This window comes from Streptomyces ruber (assembly GCF_014648075.1).
GTDB lineage: Bacteria > Actinomycetota > Actinomycetes > Streptomycetales > Streptomycetaceae > Streptomyces > Streptomyces ruber.
This window is the reverse complement of sequence record NZ_BMQK01000012.1, coordinates 126852-145431: the sequence shown is the minus strand read 5'-3', so window position 1 is coordinate 145431 and position 18580 is coordinate 126852. Positions and strand designations below refer to the sequence as shown.

The 18580-nt window shown below is 69.3% G+C and carries 20 protein-coding genes and 2 pseudogenes; 10 read left to right on the top strand and 12 right to left on the bottom strand.

Annotation, left to right across the window (positions count from 1 at the left end):
* Positions 1 to 314: 314 nt before the first annotated feature.
* Entirely contained in the window at positions 315 to 935 is a 621-nt protein-coding gene (locus IEZ04_RS23640; protein WP_229821240.1) for a response regulator, read from the bottom strand.
* Between the two features lie 337 nt (positions 936 to 1272).
* On the opposite strand from IEZ04_RS23640, the gene IEZ04_RS23635 reads away from it, so the two are divergent.
* The 4 genes from IEZ04_RS23635 to IEZ04_RS23620 all read left to right on the top strand — a co-directional run bounded on the left by IEZ04_RS23635 (position 1273) and on the right by IEZ04_RS23620 (position 5487).
* The gene (locus IEZ04_RS23635; RefSeq protein WP_189218956.1) at positions 1273 to 2244 is read left to right on the top strand and encodes an ABC transporter ATP-binding protein; all 972 of its coding nucleotides are present in this window, start codon (positions 1273 to 1275) and stop codon (positions 2242 to 2244) included.
* The gene (locus tag IEZ04_RS23630) at positions 2241 to 3059 is read left to right on the top strand and encodes an ABC transporter permease (protein ID WP_229821215.1); all 819 of its coding nucleotides are present in this window, start codon (positions 2241 to 2243) and stop codon (positions 3057 to 3059) included. Before IEZ04_RS23635 ends, IEZ04_RS23630 begins: the two co-directional genes overlap by 4 nt.
* A gap of 130 nt (positions 3060 to 3189) precedes the next feature.
* Entirely contained in the window at positions 3190 to 4884 is a 1695-nt protein-coding gene (locus IEZ04_RS23625) for a sensor histidine kinase (RefSeq protein WP_189218955.1), read from the top strand.
* Positions 4885 to 5007: 123 nt separating this feature from the next.
* Positions 5008 to 5487 carry a GNAT family N-acetyltransferase gene (locus tag IEZ04_RS23620; RefSeq protein WP_189218954.1) on the top strand — a complete coding sequence of 160 codons (480 nt, stop codon included), beginning with the start codon at positions 5008 to 5010 and terminating at the stop codon, positions 5485 to 5487.
* A gap of 303 nt (positions 5488 to 5790) precedes the next feature.
* On the opposite strand, the gene IEZ04_RS23615 is transcribed toward IEZ04_RS23620, so the two are convergent.
* The 9 genes and pseudogenes from IEZ04_RS23615 to IEZ04_RS23575 form a co-directional block, all read right to left on the bottom strand.
* On the bottom strand, positions 5791 to 6366 hold the full coding sequence (locus IEZ04_RS23615) for a transposase (protein WP_189218953.1): 576 nt from the start codon (positions 6364 to 6366) through the stop codon (positions 5791 to 5793).
* Positions 6363 to 6878 (bottom strand): winged helix-turn-helix domain-containing protein, encoded by a 516-nt coding sequence (locus IEZ04_RS23610; protein WP_189218952.1) that lies wholly within the window; start codon positions 6876 to 6878, stop codon positions 6363 to 6365. Before IEZ04_RS23610 ends, IEZ04_RS23615 begins: the two co-directional genes overlap by 4 nt.
* A gap of 133 nt (positions 6879 to 7011) precedes the next feature.
* Positions 7012 to 7875: a viomycin phosphotransferase gene (gene vph, locus IEZ04_RS23605; RefSeq protein ID WP_189218951.1), complete on the bottom strand. Its 864-nt coding sequence runs from the start codon at positions 7873 to 7875 to the stop codon at positions 7012 to 7014.
* A 54-nt stretch (positions 7876 to 7929) separates the two neighbouring features.
* Positions 7930 to 9048: an IS630 family transposase gene (locus IEZ04_RS23600; protein WP_229821214.1), complete on the bottom strand. Its 1119-nt coding sequence runs from the start codon at positions 9046 to 9048 to the stop codon at positions 7930 to 7932.
* A 99-nt stretch (positions 9049 to 9147) separates the two neighbouring features.
* On the bottom strand, positions 9148 to 9732 hold the full coding sequence (locus IEZ04_RS23595; RefSeq protein WP_189218950.1) for a hypothetical protein: 585 nt from the start codon (positions 9730 to 9732) through the stop codon (positions 9148 to 9150).
* A 202-nt stretch (positions 9733 to 9934) separates the two neighbouring features.
* A complete protein-coding gene (locus tag IEZ04_RS23590) occupies positions 9935 to 10156 on the bottom strand; it encodes a hypothetical protein (RefSeq protein WP_189218949.1) in 222 nt (73 codons plus the stop codon).
* Between the two features lie 223 nt (positions 10157 to 10379).
* Positions 10380 to 11628: pseudogene (locus tag IEZ04_RS23585) on the bottom strand (IS701 family transposase).
* 127 nt (positions 11629 to 11755) lie between these two features.
* Positions 11756 to 12310, bottom strand: a complete 555-nt coding sequence (locus IEZ04_RS23580; RefSeq protein WP_189218948.1) for an ATP-binding protein — start codon at positions 12308 to 12310, stop codon at positions 11756 to 11758.
* A gap of 451 nt (positions 12311 to 12761) precedes the next feature.
* Positions 12762 to 13436, bottom strand: coding sequence for a TetR/AcrR family transcriptional regulator (locus IEZ04_RS23575; protein ID WP_189218947.1), 675 nt, complete (start codon positions 13434 to 13436; stop codon positions 12762 to 12764).
* Positions 13437 to 13589: 153 nt separating this feature from the next.
* Between IEZ04_RS23575 and IEZ04_RS36020 the strand changes: the two genes are divergently transcribed.
* The 6 genes and pseudogenes from IEZ04_RS36020 to IEZ04_RS23545 form a co-directional block, all read left to right on the top strand.
* Positions 13590 to 14030: a nuclear transport factor 2 family protein gene (locus IEZ04_RS36020; protein WP_189218946.1), complete on the top strand. Its 441-nt coding sequence runs from the start codon at positions 13590 to 13592 to the stop codon at positions 14028 to 14030.
* Positions 13948 to 14187 (top strand): ester cyclase, encoded by a 240-nt coding sequence (locus IEZ04_RS23565; RefSeq protein WP_189218945.1) that lies wholly within the window; start codon positions 13948 to 13950, stop codon positions 14185 to 14187. Before IEZ04_RS36020 ends, IEZ04_RS23565 begins: the two co-directional genes overlap by 83 nt.
* Before the next feature lie 39 nt (positions 14188 to 14226).
* The gene (locus IEZ04_RS23560; RefSeq protein WP_189218944.1) at positions 14227 to 15153 is read left to right on the top strand and encodes an oxidoreductase; all 927 of its coding nucleotides are present in this window, start codon (positions 14227 to 14229) and stop codon (positions 15151 to 15153) included.
* Positions 15154 to 15176: 23 nt separating this feature from the next.
* Positions 15177 to 15386, top strand: a complete 210-nt coding sequence (locus IEZ04_RS36015) for a transposase (protein ID WP_189218943.1) — start codon at positions 15177 to 15179, stop codon at positions 15384 to 15386.
* Between the two features lie 187 nt (positions 15387 to 15573).
* Positions 15574 to 16074, top strand: coding sequence for a MarR family winged helix-turn-helix transcriptional regulator (locus IEZ04_RS23550; protein WP_189218942.1), 501 nt, complete (start codon positions 15574 to 15576; stop codon positions 16072 to 16074).
* A gap of 142 nt (positions 16075 to 16216) precedes the next feature.
* Positions 16217 to 17221, top strand: a pseudogene (locus IEZ04_RS23545) (IS701 family transposase); the annotation flags it as partial.
* Between the two features lie 531 nt (positions 17222 to 17752).
* Here the strand turns inward: IEZ04_RS23545 and IEZ04_RS23535 are convergent.
* Entirely contained in the window at positions 17753 to 18001 is a 249-nt protein-coding gene (locus tag IEZ04_RS23535; RefSeq protein ID WP_189218941.1) for a hypothetical protein, read from the bottom strand.
* An 18-nt stretch (positions 18002 to 18019) separates the two neighbouring features.
* Positions 18020 to 18367, bottom strand: coding sequence for a hypothetical protein (locus IEZ04_RS23530; RefSeq protein WP_229821210.1), 348 nt, complete (start codon positions 18365 to 18367; stop codon positions 18020 to 18022).
* Between the last annotated feature and the right edge of the window lie 213 nt (positions 18368 to 18580).

The window sequence follows — 18580 nt, the reverse complement described above, 5'->3', positions numbered from 1 at the left end:
CCTCTTGTCTGCCACCGACCTCCGCGATCCCGACCCTGGCGTTCGGCGTCGTGCCCAGCTGGCGGACGATCCGGAAGCGGCGATCGCCAATCAGTAGCGTGCCGGCAAGAGTCCGGCCCCTGAGTCCCGGGACCACGGTCACGTCGGCACCCAGCAGAGCGCGCAGGCAACCCACGGTGGCGGTCCTGCCGCCGCGCCGCCCAAAGCAGAAGTAGTCATGAGCTGGATCTCATCAGTCGATCACCGGCAGAACGAGAGGTTCGAGGCCGGGCCGAATGTCGATGCTCTGAGTACATGGACGACGTTGCTTCGGGTCAGTCACGGTGTGGCGGGACCAGGCCGGCTTCGTACGCGGCGATGGCCGCCTCCACCCGGTTGCGCGCGCCCAGCTTCGCGAGCACCGCGCTGACGTGCGCTTTCACCGTGCCCTCGACCAGGTGCAGTTGGCTTGCGATCTCCGCGTTGGACAGTCCCGCCCCGAGTCCGGCGAGCACCTCGCGCTCCCGTTGCGTGAGTCGTTCCAGCGAGCGGTGCGGGTGTGCCGCACGGTGCGCGCGCAGCCCGGCGATGACCCGGCCGGCGACTCGCGGGGAGAGGTAGGCCCCGCCGGCGCCCACCGCCCGTACCCCGTTGAGCAGTTCCCTCGGATCGTCCGCCTTCAGCAGGAAGCCGTCGGCGCCCTCCTCCAGGGCGCGGGTGACGTAGTCGTCCTGCCCGAAGGTCGTCAGCATGATCACACCGACCGCCGTGGGCTCCCGGTGGAGTCGCGTCACCGCTGTCAGCCCGTCCAGGTTGGGCATCTGGATGTCCAGCAGGACCACGTCCGGCCGGTGCCGGCGGGTGAGCGCGATGGCCTCGTGCCCGTCACCCGCCTCGGCGACCACCTCGACGTGCGGGTCCCTGGCCAGGATGGCCCGCACACCCGCCCGGACCATCGCCTCGTCGTCGGCCACCAGGACCCGGACCGGTCGGCTGCTCGGTGTCGTCTCTTCCACGCGGCGAGCCTACGGGCGGCGCGCCGCCGTGCGAACGGCGAGCCCTCGCGGATCCGCCCCGGGTCGGGGCACACCCCCGACGAAGGGCAGGACGCCGCTGCCGTTCGACCAATGGGCGCCGGCACCGCGGACTTCTAGCCTCGCTCTCGTCCGGGAATCGAGGCGGCCGCCCCGCCCCGGGCCGGGCCCGGCCCGAGTCGTTCGGTGCGCGTCACCGTCGGCCCACCGCGTGCTGTGTCCCGCTGTCCGCGGCCTGTGACCGACACGAAGGAACTGCGTGATCACCCTCGAAGGACTCACCAAACGCTATGGCGGCACCCTCGCCGTGGACGAGCTGACGTTCGACGTCCAGGCCGGCCGTGTGACCGGCTTCCTCGGCCCCAACGGTGCCGGGAAGTCCACCACGATGCGCATGATCCTGGGCCTGGACCATCCCACGCGGGGGCGGGCCCTGATCGCCGGCCGGCCCTACGCGGCCCTGCGCCGGCCGCTGTGCGCGGTCGGCGCGATGCTGGACGCCCGGGCCGTCCACCCAGCCCGGTCGGGCCGTACGCACCTCGTCGCCCAGGCCCGGGCCAACGGCATTCCGGTACGCCGCGTGGACGAGGTGCTGGAGGCGGTGGGCCTGGCCAAGGCGGCCCGCCGGCCGGCGGGCACCTACTCGCTCGGCATGAGCGGGCGGCTCGGGGTGGCGGGTGCCCTGCTCGGCGATCCGCCGGTGCTCGTCCTGGACGAGCCGGTCAACGGCCTCGACCCGGACGGCGTGCGGTGGATCCGCCGGCTCGTCCGGGACCAGGCGGCGGAGGGACGCACCGTGTTCCTCTCCAGCCACCTGATGAGCGAGATGCAGCTGACGGCCGACCACCTCGTCGTCATCGGACGGGGCCGGCTGCTGAGCGACACGTCCATGACGGAGTTCCTCGCTGCCGCCTCTCCCGCGTCGGCGCGCGCCGTGGTGCCCGACCCCGAGGAGAGGGCGGCGCTGGTGCGTCGGCTGGTGACGGCCGACGGGGTGAGCGTCGAGACGTCCGCGTCCGGCGAACTCACCGTCGAGGGCCGCACCGCCGCCGAGATCGGCGACCTGGCCCACCACTGCCGCATCCGGCTGCACCGGTTGAGCGACGTCCGGGTCTCGCTGGAGCAGGCGTACATGGACCTGACCGCACGCAGCGTCGAGTACACGACGGGCGGCAGCGGCACGGACACGACCACCGCGGCCGCGGTGCCGAACGAAGGGGGACGACCTTGACCACCTCGACGACACCCGGCGGGCGGGCGGACCCGGCCCGGATTGCGCCCGACACCCCTGGCCGGGGCACACCCGGTGGCTTCGCCGGGGCGATCGCCTCCGAATGGACCAAACTGTTCTCCGTCAGAGCCCCTTACCTCTGCCTTCTGGCGGGCCTCGCGATCACCGCTGTCTTCACCTACTACTACGCCTCGATCGCCCGCATCAACGAGCACCCGGTCCAGCCCGTCGGGAACGCGGCGGCCTCCTCCGCCGTCCTGGTCCAGTTCGCCGTCGTCGTCCTGGCCACGGTCGCGGTCACCTCCGAGTACTCGACGGGGAGCGTGCGCATCTCCCTGCTGTCGGTGCCCCGGCGGCATCTGATCCAGGCGGCGAAGGCACTGGTGGCGGCCGTGGTCGCGTTCGTCGCCGGCACCATGTTCGCCGTCCTGGGCACGGCGGTGGCCTGGGTGGCGTTCGACGGACGCGCCTCCTTCGAGGCCGGCCCGGGCCTCCTGCAGGTCCTGGCGATCGGTCTCTACCAGGCGCTGGTCGCCGTGCTGACCGTCGGGGTGGCGTTCGCCACGCGACACCCGGCCGGCTCGCTCTCGATCCTCGTCACCCTCCTGTGGGCGCTGCCGAGTGTGCTCCTGGGGCTCGGAGGACCGGCGCTGGCGGACGTCAACGACCACCTGCCGCACGGATCCGGGGAGCACTTCATGCGCCTCGGCGCCGGTTCCCCGTACACCCCGGCGACGGCGGTCCTGATCGTGGCGGCGTGGGCCGCGACCGCACACCTGATCGGCCTCTACGTGCTGCGGCGCCGGGACGCCTGACCTGGCGGACCACACGTCGGAACCAGCCCGGGCGACCCTCCGCACGCCCCTCCCTCGCCGGGTGTTCGGGCCCGTCCCGCAGAATCGACCGAAGCAGTGAGGACTCCATCGGAAGGACGGTCCACGCGCCATGCCGCACCCGCGCACACTCCCGGCCAGATCCGTGCTCGGCGACGTGGCCCTGTGGTGCGTGCTCGCCGCCGCCACCGGCTACGGATTCCGGGAGGCGCGCACGGCCTCGCCGGTCTGGGACCTGCTCCTCCCGCTGTCCGTCCTGGCGGTGGCCGTACCGCTGTCCCGCCGCCGGCCGGGGACCGCAGTCGTCCTGGTCAACGGGCTGTGCGCGCTGGGCATGGCCGACTCCGCGACCCCCGGCAACGCGCACGTCCTGTCGCTGGCCGCCCTGAGCTGCCTGCTGGGCGTACGTGTCACCGCGGCACGGCGCCCGCTCCTGCTGCTCGCCGGATGCCTCGCGGTCGATCTCGCGACGTGCGCGGTACTGCGGACACCGGCCGTGTGGTGGTTCTACGCACTGACCGTGCTGCCCGCCGCCCTCCTGCTGCCCTGGCTGGCCGGGCGGCACTGGCGCGGCCGACGCGAACTCGTCCAAGAGGGCTGGCGGCTGGCCCGGAGCCTGGAAGAGCGGCAGCACCTGGTCGCGGAGCGGGCGCGGCTGACCGAACGCGCGGACATCGCGGCCGACATGCACGACTCCCTCGGCCACGCCCTGAGCCTGGTCGCCCTGCGCGCCGGGGCCCTGGAACTCTCCCCCGACCTCACCGACCGGGACCGCACCGACCTCGCCGAGCTGCGCGGGACGATCGCGGACGCCGTGGAGCAGCTCCGGGAGACCGTCGCCGTCCTGCACGACCCACCCGGCACGGAAACCGGCGCGGGCCCGCCCGTCAACGACACCGTCGAGGACCTCCTCTCACGGGCGGTCGCCTCCGGAGTACCGGTGCGCTGGGAGCAGCACGGGACGGCGTCCACGCTGTCCCCGCTGGTCGAACGGGGGCTGTACCGGGTGGTGCAGGAGGCCCTCACCAACGCCGTGAAACACGCACCGGCCAGTGCGGTCCGCGTGCGGATCACCCACGAGGCCGCCCGTACCCGCGTGAGCGTCGTGAATGCCGCTCCACCTGCTGACGGGCCGGCGCACGCTCCCGGAGGCCCGGCATCCGGCGTCGGCCGCCGCGGCCTGACGGGACTCAGGGAGCGGGTGACGGTTCTCGGCGGCTCTTTGCGGGCCGGTCCGTATCGCGACGGGTTCCACGTCACCGCCGTCCTCCCGCACCAGGCCACGGCCCGCCGGAGGGCACCGGCGCCGGAACCCGGGACGGCACCTTCCACACAGGCCAGGACCCTCGGGCGGCGCACCGAGTCCGCGTTGCCGTCCCGGAGCGCTCTTCCCCGGGCCCCCGACACGGACGCCGTCACGCCGGAGAGCGCTCAGCGGCTCGCCTCCGCACGGAGCGCCGCTCGCCGCCGCTCCGTCGCCGCCTTCGCGGCGCCGGTCGTCGCAGCCGCCTTCTTCGTGCCCGCCGCCGTCTACCTGGCCTGGCAACTGACGACGAGCGTGCTGCCGCCCTCCCGGTTCGACGAGCTGACCACCGGCCGGCCGCGCGCCGAACTCGCCCCCCTGCTGCCGGCCCGCGCCTACCCCTACCCGCCTGACCGGGCCCGGTCCGCACCCCGGCCGCCCGGCGCCCGTTGCGAGTTCTACCGTTCCGGCCGCGACCTGTTGGACGAAGTCGACCTCTACCGGCTCTGCTGGTCCGACAACACGCTGGTGACGAAGGACACCGTGCCCGCGAGCCGGACCTGACCCCCGACACTCCCTAGGTGCCTGTTCCTGATCCGGGCATGCCGTGAGGTGTGACCCGAGCACTTCACCAGTTGGCCGTACGCGGCTTGTTCGCGGTGTGGCACACGCCTTAGCATGTAATACATGAACCATGTTAGCGATCCTTACACATTGCGTGCGGATGTGCCTTCCGTCGAGATCTTCCGCCGCCTGCGCGTCGACGCCGGGCTCTCCGACAAAGCCCCCGAAGCGGTCGCGCTCGCCTTGCCCAACACGTGGTACGGGGTGGTCCTCTATCACGAAAGAGAGCCCATAGGCATGGGGCGCATCATCGGTGACGGCGGCACCGCATTCCAGCTAGTGGACATATGCGTGCATCCTGCGCACCAGGGGCGAGGGCTCGGCAAGCGCATCATGGCCGCACTCGTCGAGGAGTTGGAACGCCGGGCACCCGCTACCGCATATGTCTCGCTGATCGCGGACGGACCCGCGCGCTTCCTGTACGAGAAGTTCGGCTTCGCCGACACCGCTACGCACGGTTCGATCGGCATGTACCGCTCGATGAGTGGGAGTCGCGAACGAAGCCCACAGGACCGCATGGACGGGGACGCGCACATCTCCTGAACCGGCCGCGGGATCGCGGGAGTTCGCGGAGAAGTGGGCTCCCGCCGGCTCTGGGCCGGTCCGGGTGGAGTTGCCGACCGTGAACTTGAAAACGATCAGTCCCGCTGGGCTTCACGGAATGTCGGCTGTCCGCTCCTGCGGGAGGTCCGGCGGGTGATATGCCTGGTCATCAGCGTGGTGACGGCGCAACCGGGCGTGCAGACGCGCAGCCTGCAGTGGCGTTACAGGGGTGCACTTGACTCGGTGACCCACGGGACGGACCTTACGGCATGCCACTGAAAACGTTGTCTACTGAGCTTTTCGTTAGTTCTGTGGTGTTTCGGGATGGATTGTCAGTCCGGTGTGGGTGAGGAAGGACCACCGGAGTTGTTCGTTGGAGCACACCCGGTGGATGCCGCGTTCGGCCGCGTCGGCGACGTCGGCGAGGTGGTCGCCGGCGAGGTTGGCCAGCTCGTGGGCCTTGATGGCTGACCACAGCCCTTCCACCGGGTTGAGTTCGGGTGCATAGGCCGGCAGCCGTTCCAGCGTGAGCCAGTCCTGCTCGGCCACCCAGGCCCGCATGCCCCGACTCCAATGGGCCGACAGTCCGTCCCATACCGACACCACCGACTCGCCGGTGTAGAAGCTCTTGACGTGCTCCAGCACCTCGATCAGAGAGGTGGTGTCGTAGCTGCCCGGTCTGAGGTGGAAGCACAGCCGCGGACCACGCCCGGGGTCCGCGGCGTGGTAGCCCAGCGCGGCGGCCATCCCGGCTCGTTTCCAGTTCAGCCGGTGCCGCAGCGTGGGAGTACGCCCGCGGGGTGCATAGGTGCGGCGCAGCTGGGGCAGCAGCGACACACCTGATTCGTCGAAGAACACGAGCCAGGCACGTTTCTTCACCGCCCTTTTCTGATGCGGGGCCACTCCTGGGCGACCCATCGGGCGATCTCTGACTCGTCCCGCTCGACGGCCTGACGCCGGGGCCGCTGCAGACTCCACCCCAGCCGCCCGGTCAGCAGGCGCCATACCGAGGCCCGGGCCAGTCCCACCCCGGTCACCCGCTCAACCACCACGCTGACCCGTTCCAGGGTCCACAGGTCCGCTTCGAACCCGTGCGCCCGGGCGCCCAGCTCCAGGGCCACCCGCACCGCTTCAACCTGGGCGTCGTCCAGCTTGGGTGGCCGGCCGGTGGCGGGCCGGCGCCGCAGTGCCTGAGCCCCGCCCTGCTCCCACAGACGTTTCCACCGGCGCACACTCTCGGGGTGCATCCCCACGGCCCGGCCCACCTCGGGTGAAGGACGTCTCTGCTCGAACAACTCGGCCGCGCGCATGCGGCGGGCCTCGGCCAACTGCGGCCGCGTCAGCGGCAGAACGGAGACATCGGCAACAGCATGCTGCGACTCGGAAGACACCCCAGCATGCTCACACCATTGAAGCCCCTGCACCCACAGAACTAACGAAAAGCTCAGTAGTGCTGTGACCGCATAGGTTCACCGGGTTGCTGTTGCTGTGAAGTGCTCGATGATGCGGATGTGCCGGTGTGCCTCAGCGGTAGTAGGCCAGGCCGTCCGCGAGTTCTTCTTCGTCGCCGTCGCGGATTGCGTAGAGGGCTTGCTGCAGGGCGAATGTGCCGCGGATCGCGGCGATGCGGGTAAGGAGTCGGTGATTTGACCAGCTGCCCAGGGCGAGCACCCGCTCCAGGAGCTCAGGGCCGTAGCTGGCGCCGATGGCTGCGAGGTCCTCGGCCGGGTCGCTGAGTGTGACATCGTCCCAATCGATTACTCCGGAGAGGTGCGGCAGGCCGTGCGCCCACTCCCATAGGACGTTTTCGGCACCGAGGTCGCCATGCACCACTGCTCGGGTGAGGTGGGGAAGGCCGTCGAGTGCTGTGAGTTCCCGCTCGGCCCGTAGGCGTCCGCTGTCGGACATGAGCGGGAACAGCTCCGCGCGCACGTTCTCCGCGAACCGCCGCCACTGGCCTTCTGGAGCCTGAGGGAGAACTGATCGTACGGTCTCGTCGGTGCCGGCACGGGCCAGGCCGGACAACAGCGTGGCGTACTGCGCCGCCACGGTGTCGACCACTTGGGCATCGTTGAGGGCGTCGGTCTCCAGCGGTTCTCCAGGAATGCGGCTGAGTACCAGGAACGGTGGCTCGTCGGTGCCGTGGGCGCCGCCCTGGAGCAGCGGCTCAGGTGTGCGGAAGCCGAGATCGAGGCCGGCGAGTGCGTGTAGTGCGGCCGCCCGCTGGGGCAGCCGGGCGGCCGCTGCCCGGGTGCGGGGCAGGCACACGACGCGGTCTGTGCCGATGACCACGATGTGGAATTGCCCCTGACGTACTGCAAGGTCGTTCGGTTTGTCGTCGGGCAGCAGACGGCTCAGCAGAGCGCGATGCGTCGTACGGATGCTCACGGGTGCGACCTGTGGATCCTTCGATAGGTCGGAGGCGATGTGCACGCAGTGCTGTCAGGCCGTGCCAGTGAGCGGGCGTCCGCCCCAGCGAATGCTCTTCTCGCTGCGGATGCGGGCTCGTTCTCGGCGTTGAGCGGCCAGGATGTCGGGATGGCGGGCGTTGGCGTTGCGCCAGCGCAGATAGGCGTGCAGGGCCTGGGTCTGCGCGGGGTGGCTGCGGTGGTTTGAGTTGGCCCGGGTGAACTGCCGCAGCGGGCCGAAGTGGGCCTCGATCGGGTTGGCCCAGGAGGCGTAGGTCGGGGTGAAGCACGACTCGATTTTGTTCTTCTTCGCCCAGCGGCGGATGTCCGCGCCGGTGTGTGCGGAGAGGTTGTCCAGGATGATGTAGATCGGGGCTCCGTCGGGTCGGGCGGCTCGGATCGACTTCAGCGCGGCCAGGGTGTTGGCGGTGCCCTTGCGGCGCCGGTTGACGCCCCACAGCCGGTCGTCGCCCACGGAGTAGCAGCCGTGGAAGTAGGTCACACCGTGGGTGCGGCGGTAGGTCGCCGGCAGGCGGTCGGGCCTGCCCTGTTTCGCCCAGCAGGAGCCCGCGGTGGGCCGGATCCCAGCGGTCCGAACTCGTCGAAGGCAAAGACCCGGTTCGGGAAGTGCTCCAGGACGTGCTCGGTCCGGTCGAGTTTGGCGTCGCGCTCCGGGTCGGGGGACTCCTTCCAGGTCTTGGTGCGCTGGAAGGTGATGCCGCGGCGGCGGAGCAGGCAGCGTAAGGCTTCGCGGCCGATGCATGATGCGTCCGTGGACGCGGCGCAGGTAGGCGGCGAGTTTGCGGATCGACCAGCGGGTGGAGGGCTGGCCGAGTTTGGTGGGGCGGGTGGTGGCCGTCTGGATCACGAAGTCTTCGTCGTCAGGGGTGAGCAGGCGGGGACGGCCTCCCGCCCGTTGAGGGTCCAGGCAGGCCAGGCCGATCTCGTTGAACCGGTGGATCACCTCCCGCACCGTGTCCTCGTCGGCCTGGACCAGCTGGGCGATCACCGGTACGCGGTTTCCGCCGGCGGACGCCAGCAGCATCATCGCCCGGCGATAGCGCACCGAGCTGGTACTGCCCCGGCGCACGATCTGCTGCAGCTTCTGCCCTTCCTGGTCGGTCAGTCTGCGCACCCGCACAGGCTCGGCCACCACACCTCCAACGGTCGGAATGGACGTCACCGCCCATCCAACCGCTCCAACTACCAACCCGGCGAACCTATTTGGTCACAGCACTAGCCCGGGCTCGGCTCATCGCCAGCCCGGGTTGTCGGTGGGCACGAACTCTCCAAAGAGTGACTCGTACTCATCCCCGGACTCAGTGACTACCAGGTGGTCCGGTTCCGTCCTCATCACCGCGCTCCTCAGTCGGGCGACGAGTTCGGACATGGGCATTTGGTCCAGCGACAAGGCGGCAGCAACCTGCGCCCGATGGTCCACGATCGCAGGCTCGTCGCTGACTCGATCCTTTTCGAGGAGTACAGCAGCGGCTTCCATGGCCTCCAGCCTTCCGCTGCCCGAGAACTTCAGGCAGTCCTGCCACACAGCCAGACCAGTGATGATCTCCAACGCTTGCTTCAAGTCATCTGCGATCAGGCCGCCCTGACCCTCGGAGCTGGCATAGATCACGGGGCGTCGCCCGTCTTCGTCATGGCACAGGAAGAAGGTCCCGCCGGCCCAGTCGCCAGCGATGGGCTCCAGCGAGGCGCCGGAGGCCGCGCGGACCGCCTCACCGTGTTCATTGCGGAAGATGCCGAACTCGAAGGAGGAATGCAGCAGGTCAGCGACGTCCGGAATGTCCCGGATCAATGCGAGCAGATGATCGGTTGAGTTCACGGCGCGGACCTTAACAGGAGCCACCGACACAGACCCGGCCCCAGAAACAAAGAAGCACCTCGCCGGAAGCGAAGTGCGAACGTGGATCCCTCACTCGGAGGCTATTCAGTTAGTTCAGAGAAGCCGTAGTCGGTGACGTCCGGGTCGCTTCGGAGATGCTGGTGCGCGACGTCCAGGAGCCACGCCCGGTCGATGTGGAGGATCACGCGGCGGCGCCGAGGTGGGCCGGGCCGAACTCCGCGTCGAACGCGGGGCCCCAGGCGGCGGCGAAGTGGGCGGCGGCCGCGAGGAACCGGCGCATGTCGAGGTCGTGCGCGAGCACCTGGCCGACCAGCTCCGGCACGGTGATACCGGCGCGGGCGGCCTCCTCTTCGAGCACCTCGTACGCGGCGTCGTCCACCGGGACCTCGATGTGCCTCGCCATGGGCGGCGTAGCAACGCGGCCCGCTGATCAGAGGCCCCTTCAGGAGCTATCCATGGGTTACGCGAAGGGCGGGCGGGCCGCTCCGGCGTGACCGGCTCCCGGGGCGGCGACCGCAGCCCTTTTCCTGGCGTTCAGTATCGCTCGTCAGCGTCATTGCTTGTTCTTCCGGAGGGCGCTGTCTTGTCCGCATCGAGCGTGATACTCCAGCCGTAGATCGTGATCTTTATGGCTGGTAGACGGCTTGGCGCTGGTAGTGGCAGGTGCGAGACCGGGCCTGATGGCGGCGTCGACAGTTGGACCAGCGCAGCCGGTGTGCGGCTGTGTGGGTGGGCTGGGTGACGAGTGTGGTGAACAGGTGCTGGATCTCATTGCAGGTCAGTGGGATCAGGTCTTCGGCGGCGGGTGCGTGAGCACGTTCGTGGGCGGTGGCCGTGGCGAGGAAGGCATGGACGAGCATGGCGAGGGTGACCCAGCGGTGCCAGGACGTCCAGCGTCTGACCTGGTGCTGGTCCAGCCCGGCCAGACCCTTGCCGGACTGGAAGGTCGCTTCGGCGGTCCGTCTGCGGCCGGCCACCTTCGCGAGGGTGGGCAGCGGTACTCGGGTTGCCGAGTAGCAGCGGCAGAAGGAGAGTTCGCCGGTGCTGCGATTGCGGCGGACGAGCAGATGCCGGTGGCCGGACCCCTCGCTGGCGATGTCGGCCAGGGCCCGGTCGTAGCAGCGATGTCCCTTGGCTCCGGCCCCGGCGGAGAGCTTCTGCCAGGCCCGTTTCGGGAGCCTCTTGACCAGGGTGTCGGCGCGGATTTGCCCGCGCGGGTGGTGATCCGGTGGTCGCGGGCGACGGCGAGGACGTAGCCGAGCTGCCGGTGCTCCAGCGCGGCCCGCAGGTGCGGGTCGCTCCCGTAGACCTCGTCGCCGGCCACCCAGGACACGAGGACACCGGCGTCCAGGGCGCCCCGGGCAGCACCTCGCCCATGGCCACGCCGACACGCTCGGCGACCGAGTGGCGGCCGATCATGCGGGCGGCGAGTGCGGGTTCCGTGGCGAAGCGCACGGTCTCGGGTATCCCGGCGGCCTGGCAGCGGGCCGTGTCCTGGGCCCAAGAGCGCGGAACATACAGTTCCCGGTCGATCGCCGCGTGGCCGCGCGGGGTGGAGCAGGCGAGGTAGACGGCGACCCGGCTGTTTTCGATGCGTCCGGCGGTGCCGGTGTACTGGCGCTGGACCCCGACCGTGGCGGTGCCCTTCTTGAGATCGCCGGGCTCATCGACGGCCGCGGGGGTCGTCGCGGACCGCATCGGCATCCCACCTGGCCCTGGACAGCAAATGCTGCAAGCCGTCCGGGGTCGCGTTCGGCATGCTCGGCGAGCGTCCAGCAGTTCTTGCGCGGCAGGTCCGGCAACAGGCCAAGGACGAACTCCCGTGCCCGGCGCCGTGATTCCACCCGCGCGAACCGCGGCGAGGATGCGGCCCATCAGGAACTCGAACATGTCCTGCCAACGGGCAGGATCTATGCTGTGACCTGCGGCCACCGACTGATCTTCTGTCTTCGCACTGATGATCACCGGTGGCCGTGCCGTTCCCGGACCAGCCCATCAACGATCATGATCGGCGAGCGAAGTGAGGCCCGGCCCAACCGGTGGCGGCAACTACCTCCCGCGCGATGTCAGCGACGAGCCGTCCGTCTGTCGTCACTCGCACGGTCTCCGCGGGGGCTCGCTGGTCCAGGAGCCGTGCCTTTCGGACACTTCCTTCCAGCTCCTGCTCCAGCTCTGAGCCGAGTTCTCGTCCCACCAGCCGCTCGCGGGCGGTTTCATCGGAGGCGGTGAGCAGGACTCGTATGATCCCCGCTCCGGCCCCCATGGCACGCTCGAACATGCCCGTCGCCTCCGGCAGCACACTCATGGTGTTCGTATAGATCAGGCGCCGGTAGCCGCGCTGGGCGAAGTTCGCCCACACGGCAGTCAGATTGCTCTCGGTGATCTCCGCGCGGTGAGGGTCTCCCTCTGGAGCCGGATGCACCTGCCCCATGAAGTCACCATCGATGATCGCGTGAGCGACCGCCTCGGAGCGCAGTAACGCCGAAACCTCCCACCCCACCGTCGTCTTGCCGACACCAGCTCGTCCTCCGATGAGCAGTACTTCTGCGTGATCCATGGGGGCAGCGTGCCAGCGGGCGACCACCTCACGCGATCCGATATCGATACGGCCGCCTGATCCCAGCCCCGCCCACAGGATCACGATCTACGGCTGGAGCAGTAAGTCGCCTGAGCGACTTGACGGATGAGCAGTTGGAGCTGATCCAGCCGGTGATCAGCTGCGTCTCGGCGCTTGTGTATCCCGACAGGATTGGGTCGGCGGACTAGCGGCCCCCGGCTCACCCCGCCGACCGTCACGACAGGCCCGTCCGCGCTGCGTCAAGAACCGCCTTTCGGCCAGATATGCGGCCGGTACGGCGTGACGTGCGCGACGTTCAGGTGGCAGCGGCCCCGTGGTCACGAGTACCGGCCACCGGGCTGATGATCATGTTTCGGTCAGCGTTCTCTCGTGCCGAAACCTTGGTGATGACGCGCGCGGAAGTTCCAAGGCGAGTGGGGCAGGACCGGGCTCAGGCGGAGGCGCGGGCGATGGTGCCCGCGGTGAGCGTGGCCAGCATCTCCTGCAGGGCAGTCACGAAGTCCAGCTTGAACGCGGTGAGTGAGGGGTCGGCTTCGTAGGCGGCGAGCATCGCCGGGGAGGGCCGTGCGTGTGTCCACACGGCGCCGACGGCCATGATCATGGCTGCGGTCAACTGCGGTGCGCTGTCGCCCAGCTCAGGTAGGTGCTGGTGGGCCAACGCCGCGATGTCGGCGACGTTGGCCACGGCCGCGCGCTTATAGCGGGCGGCCACCTGCGGGGAGACGTTGTGTTCCAGTACGCCCGCCTGCGCGCTCAGCAGGTCGCACAGGACCCGGCGTCGGGCGAGGGAGCCCGCGATGACGGCGGCGAACTGCTCTGCACGCCGGCTCACCGGAGCGTCCTGGTCGATGCCGGCGTGCACCAGGGCAGGCAGGTCGGCCACCCACTGCCGCCAGGCACGGTCGAGCAGCTCCAGCAGGATCGCCTCACGCGATTCGAAATAGCGCAGCACATTGGACTTCGCCAGCCCGACGCGGCGGCTCAGCTCGTTCAGGCTGACCTCGCCGATGGACATCTCCTCGAGCATGGCGGCGGTGGTGTCGAGGATGGCCTGGCGCCGTATCCCGCGCTGCTCCTCACTGCGCGCGCGCTGGAAGGTCGTCATGCCCCCATGCTACAGACTGCCGGTCTTTTGACATCAGACCGGTGGTCCTCTACGTTGGGGCCACAGCCGAACAGACCACCGGTCTGAAAAAAGGGGGGCAGGTTTTGGGCGGCGCACCAGGACCGACGCCTGTGCAGCTCTCCGCCTCCCGAGATGAGCACTCTCACGTCCAAGACCGGTTCGTCATCCGCAGCTCCCGCGGCCCCGGGCCGCGCCATTGGCACCGCCGCCCTGCAGGCGGGCGACCGCGTGGTGCTACTGCCAGTGAGGCGGCCAGACACCCACCCATGGGAAAGCGAGAACACCCTGAGCACCCAAGCGACCACCGAAGCCAACATCGCCGTCGTCCGGCGCTTCATCGACGAAGTCGTCAACGGGGGCTGTCTCGACGTCATCGACCGACTCTGGGCGGACGACGAGATCTGGCGCGGCGGCAGCCTGGGAGAACACCGCGGCACCGACGCCTACAGGAAGTTCATGGCGGCCCAGTGCCGCCGGCGCCTTCAGCGACATGCGCCTGGACATCGTCCAGGCCGTCGCGGAGGACGACACCGTCGTACTGCTCTTCACCGACAGCGGCACCCGCACCGGTGACTTCATGGGCGCCGGCCCCACCGGCAGGCATGCCCAGTGGCTCGGCACCGGCGTGTACCGCATCAGGAACGGCAAGACCGCCGAAGCCGCCTTCGCCGAGGACATCCTCGGCATGCTCTTCCAGCTCGGTATCACGACCCTGCCGAGCGCCGCATGACCGAGCACAGAATCAACGAATCCGAGGAGCGTGGCAACGGTGAACCACTGGACCCCCGACGACATCCCCGATCAGACCGGCCGCACCGCGCTGATCACCGGCGGGAACGGCGGGATCGGACTCGAGACCGCCCGCGCGCTCGCCCGGCACGGGGCCCGCGTCATCCTGGCCGGCCGCAGCCGGACCAAGCTGGACCAGGCCGCGGCAGCCGTGCGCGCCGCGACCCCCGGGGCCCGGACGGACACCCTCGTGCTCGACCTCTCCGACCTCTCCTCCGTCCGCGACGCGGCCACCCGAATCGCCGAGACCGAGACGGTCGACCTGCTCCTCAACAACGCCGGCGTGATGAACCTGCCCGAGCGGCGGACCACCCACGACGGCCTCGAGATGACGGTCGGCACCAATCACCTCGGCCACTTCGCCTTCGACGCCCAGGTCTGGCCCGCCGTGCGCCGCTCGTCCGCACCGCGCGTGGTCACCGTCAGCGCCAGCGCGGCGCGGTGGCCGACGGGCAGGCTGGACGACCTGATGAGCGAGAACAGCTACCGCGCCATGGGCGCCTACGCCAAGTCCAAGCGCGCCAACATCGTCTACACCCTCGAACTCGCGCGCCGCACTGCGAGCAGCCCCGTCGCGGCGCTCGTCGTCCACCCGGGGTCGGCGATGACCGGTCTGCAGCAGCACGGCAACGGCGCTCTGAGCCGCATGGTCACCCCGGTCGCCGCGCGCCTGCTCATGGGCTCGGCCGAGGGCGCGGCCTGGCCCTCCCTGTACGCGGCGACCAGCCCGTACGTCCAGTCGGGCCGGTTCATCGGCCCCGCCGGACGGGACCAGACCTCCGGCACCCCCAAGCCCGCCAAGCTCCCCACAGGCGCCGACGACCCCGCGGAGGGCAGACGGCTGTGGGCGGCGAGCGAGCAGCTCACAGGTGTCCCCTTCGACCTCGAAGCCGGGGCCGCCGTCTAGGGTCCGTCTTCGCAGGTCGCCGGATGGTGGATCGTGGTGGCGTGGTACGCCGTCATGAACTCACCGATGAGGAGGGGGAGTTACTCGCTCCGCTCGTTCCACGGGCCGCGACGGGCCGGCCGCGGGTGGAGGACCGCCGGGTGATCAACGGCATGGTCTACACGATAGGGACCGGGACCTCCTGGCGTGACCTGCCCGAACGGACCCTAGTACTCCAGTGTGGTGTTTCGTGATCCACCCGCTGACTGAGTGGGTGAGCCGTCGTCGGTGGTGGCTGCGTCGGGTCGGGCATGGTGGCGCGGGGCTGCGGCGCATCCGAAGATGACGGTGGCCGGCGGCCCCGATGTGCGCCCAGGACGAGTGGCCGTGACTGCCGCATTCCGATTGTTCGGCGCGCCGGGGAAATGTAGCGTCGCGATCATGTCACTGATCGGACACGCCACTGACCAGGCGCCGGCGAACCCGGCCGCCACCGATGACATGCTGGCCACTCAGCCGGTCGGCTACTGGAGCGGCCTGGCCCATGCGACCGTCACCCGGCATCTGCGTGATGCGATGGCCAGGATCGACGTCACGCAGCCGCAGTACTGGGTGCTCAACCGCGTGAACGGCGGTCCTTCGGCGCCGAGCCGCGAGGAGGTCGTCGCTTCTCTGACGCACCTTGCCGACGGGCCGCATGAGATCGCCAGGGTCGTGGACCAGTTGCTCCACCGCGAGTGGCTCAGGATCGATGACGGGCAGCGCCTGCACCTCACGGATGCCGGGGAGGCCGCCAGAGCGCGGCTCCGTGAGCTGGCGACCGAGGTACGCGCCGTAGTCCACCGGGGCATCAGCGACGAGGAGTACGTGGCCGCGCTCAAGGTACTGCGCAGGATGGTGGCCAATGTCGAGGGCGACGGGGCTCCCGGCAGTCCGTTCTGATTCCACGATCTTGTGGCGGCCCGGCTGGGAACGAGCGCGGCCACGGCATGGTCATCGTTTGGTGTGGACCAACGACGATCGTGCGGTGGCCGCCTGCCATAGCGTGAACCCCGTCCGCTGGCGGGCGATGTTCGACCAGGCCATGGACCGGATCGCGGGACGGTTCAGCCGAGTCGAGCCGAGGACCACTGCCCGCGCCTACCTGCTCGGGCTGCTGTCGCAAGCAGAGCGGAAGAACTGCTGGCAGCTGGCCGAGCAGGCTGGCCCGGCCCGGCCGGGGCCGATGCAGCGGATGCTGCGCTACGCCCGCTGGGAGGCCGACGCCGTCCGCGACGACATCCGTGCCTACGCCGTCGAGCACCTCGGCACCGACGGCGGTGTCCTGATCGTGGACGAGACCGGCTCTGTGAAGAAGGGCCGTGCCTCGGCGGGCGTGCAGCGGCAGTACACCGGCACGGCCGGGCGCGTCGAGAACTCCCAGGTGGATGTGTTCCTCGCCTACGCCACCAGCCGGGGACAGGCGCTGGTAGACCGTCGGCTGCACCTGCCGGAGCAGTCCCGGCGCGCCGATCCCGGGCGCCGCGACGCTGCCGGGACACCCGACGAGGTGCGGTTTGCGACCAAGCCGCGTCTGGCCTGGGAGACGATCGCCGCCACGCTGGGCGCCGCGGTGGAGGCACGGTGGGTGACCGGCGACGAAGCCTACGGGCAGGACCCGCGGCTGCGTGCCGCGCTGGAGGCACGCCGGACCGGCTACGTGATGGCCGTCGCCTGCTCAACGCGGGTATGGGTCAACCAGGGCCGCACCCCCGTCCGCGCGGACACCGTCGCCGGCCGCCTGCCCGCCACCGCCTGGCACCGGCAGAGCGCCGGAAACGGCGCGAAAGGCCCGCGCTAGTACGACTGGGCCTGGATCCACACAGGCAGCGACAGCCAACGCCACCTGCTGATCCGCCGCTACCGCACCACCGGTGAACTCGCCATCCGCCTGTGCTGGTCACCCACCGAGGTACCCCTGGCGGAGCTGGTCCGCGTCGCCGGTGTCCGGTGGAGTGTCGAGGAGTGCTTCCAGGCCGCCAAGGGCCATGTCGGACTCGATCACTATCGAGTACGCAACTGGACCTCGTGGCATCGGCACATCGCGCTCGGCCAGCCCGTGCAGCACCAGCCAGGCCCCGCGGCCGATCCCGGGGTCGCCGGCGCCGACGCCGAGGGAGGCGACGGCGACCCCGGCCGCCCAGGCCGACACGATCCGCCGATCCTCCTGCGGGACGGGCGGCGTGGTGCCGTAGGCGGGGAGCGGTGAGTCGTCGCGGAACGAGGTGGGCACCTCGCGCGGTGCGGTCTGCTGCGCCCATGCCTTGATCAGGCGTTCGGCTTCCGCGGCGGCCTCCGACTCCGGCAGGCCGGGGTGGGTGGGCTGGAACTCCATGGGAGGGACTGCGTCTGAAGCCACGCCTAGCGACGGGATCCAGTGCAATCAAGCGAAGAAACCGGAGCCTGCTCACACGGGCGAGCCGGCAGCGAAGGGGACCGGTAGACGTTCATCACCTGATACAGCATGGGCCGTTCGCCACGATTAGACTTTGCCCTTGACATACTGCGCATCAGGTGCTGGATCGCACCTGAGAAACCCCGGGTCCCCACGGCGGGTTCTACCGATGGTTTGCTGAACCGACTACTTGTCCGGCACCCCGGCCGCCATCACATTCTGAGTGGTGAGGTCGACGCGTAGAGCACCGGATCCCGCATCCGGCTCGAACTCGGACTGCAGTATGCCTAGCCTCTCTTTTTCCAGCCCCTCATCCAGAACTGCAAGAACCTCTTCCTGCGTGCACGGAAGCGTGGTACCGCTCGTCACATCGTACGTCTCATGCACGTGGACAACGCGGCCATCTTCCTTGTCGTAGACGAAATACCTCGGCATTTCCCTACCTCTCGTTCGTCACGGATTGGTGATGACGATGCCACAGCCCATAGCGTCAACGTCAGGCCCGAACGTACGCATCCTGAAGGTGACTGTCCGGCCGAAGCGAACGACTGCCGAATCGTGAACGTTGCTGAAGGCGCCAGAATCTCCCCAATGATCACCTCCAGAGACTTGAGTATTCGTCCGACTGCCGTCGATGAAGGGGATGTCGATCACGACGGCGTTGTCGCGATCGAATTGGATCCGCGGGTCGATCATCGTGATCGACCCCCATGCCACGAATGTGGTAGATGCTCCCAGGTCGATCGTGACGGACCTGTTGGCGGGTGAATTTACGAACAATTGCCTAGTTGCGGCTGCCATTCTTACTCCCCGAACACCGCAAGGCCCAGAAGAGCCTGCGTGAAACGTCCCCTACCGTGTCGCGCAAAATCAAACACGACCCGAACCCGAATCCTTACCGTTCAACCCTTTCAGGAAAGCGTCACCGTGCTTGAAAGATTGCCCCTCTCCCTGCGGGAAGTCAATACGATGGGAAAAGATGAACAATATCATGTTATATGGAGTTTAATCTTC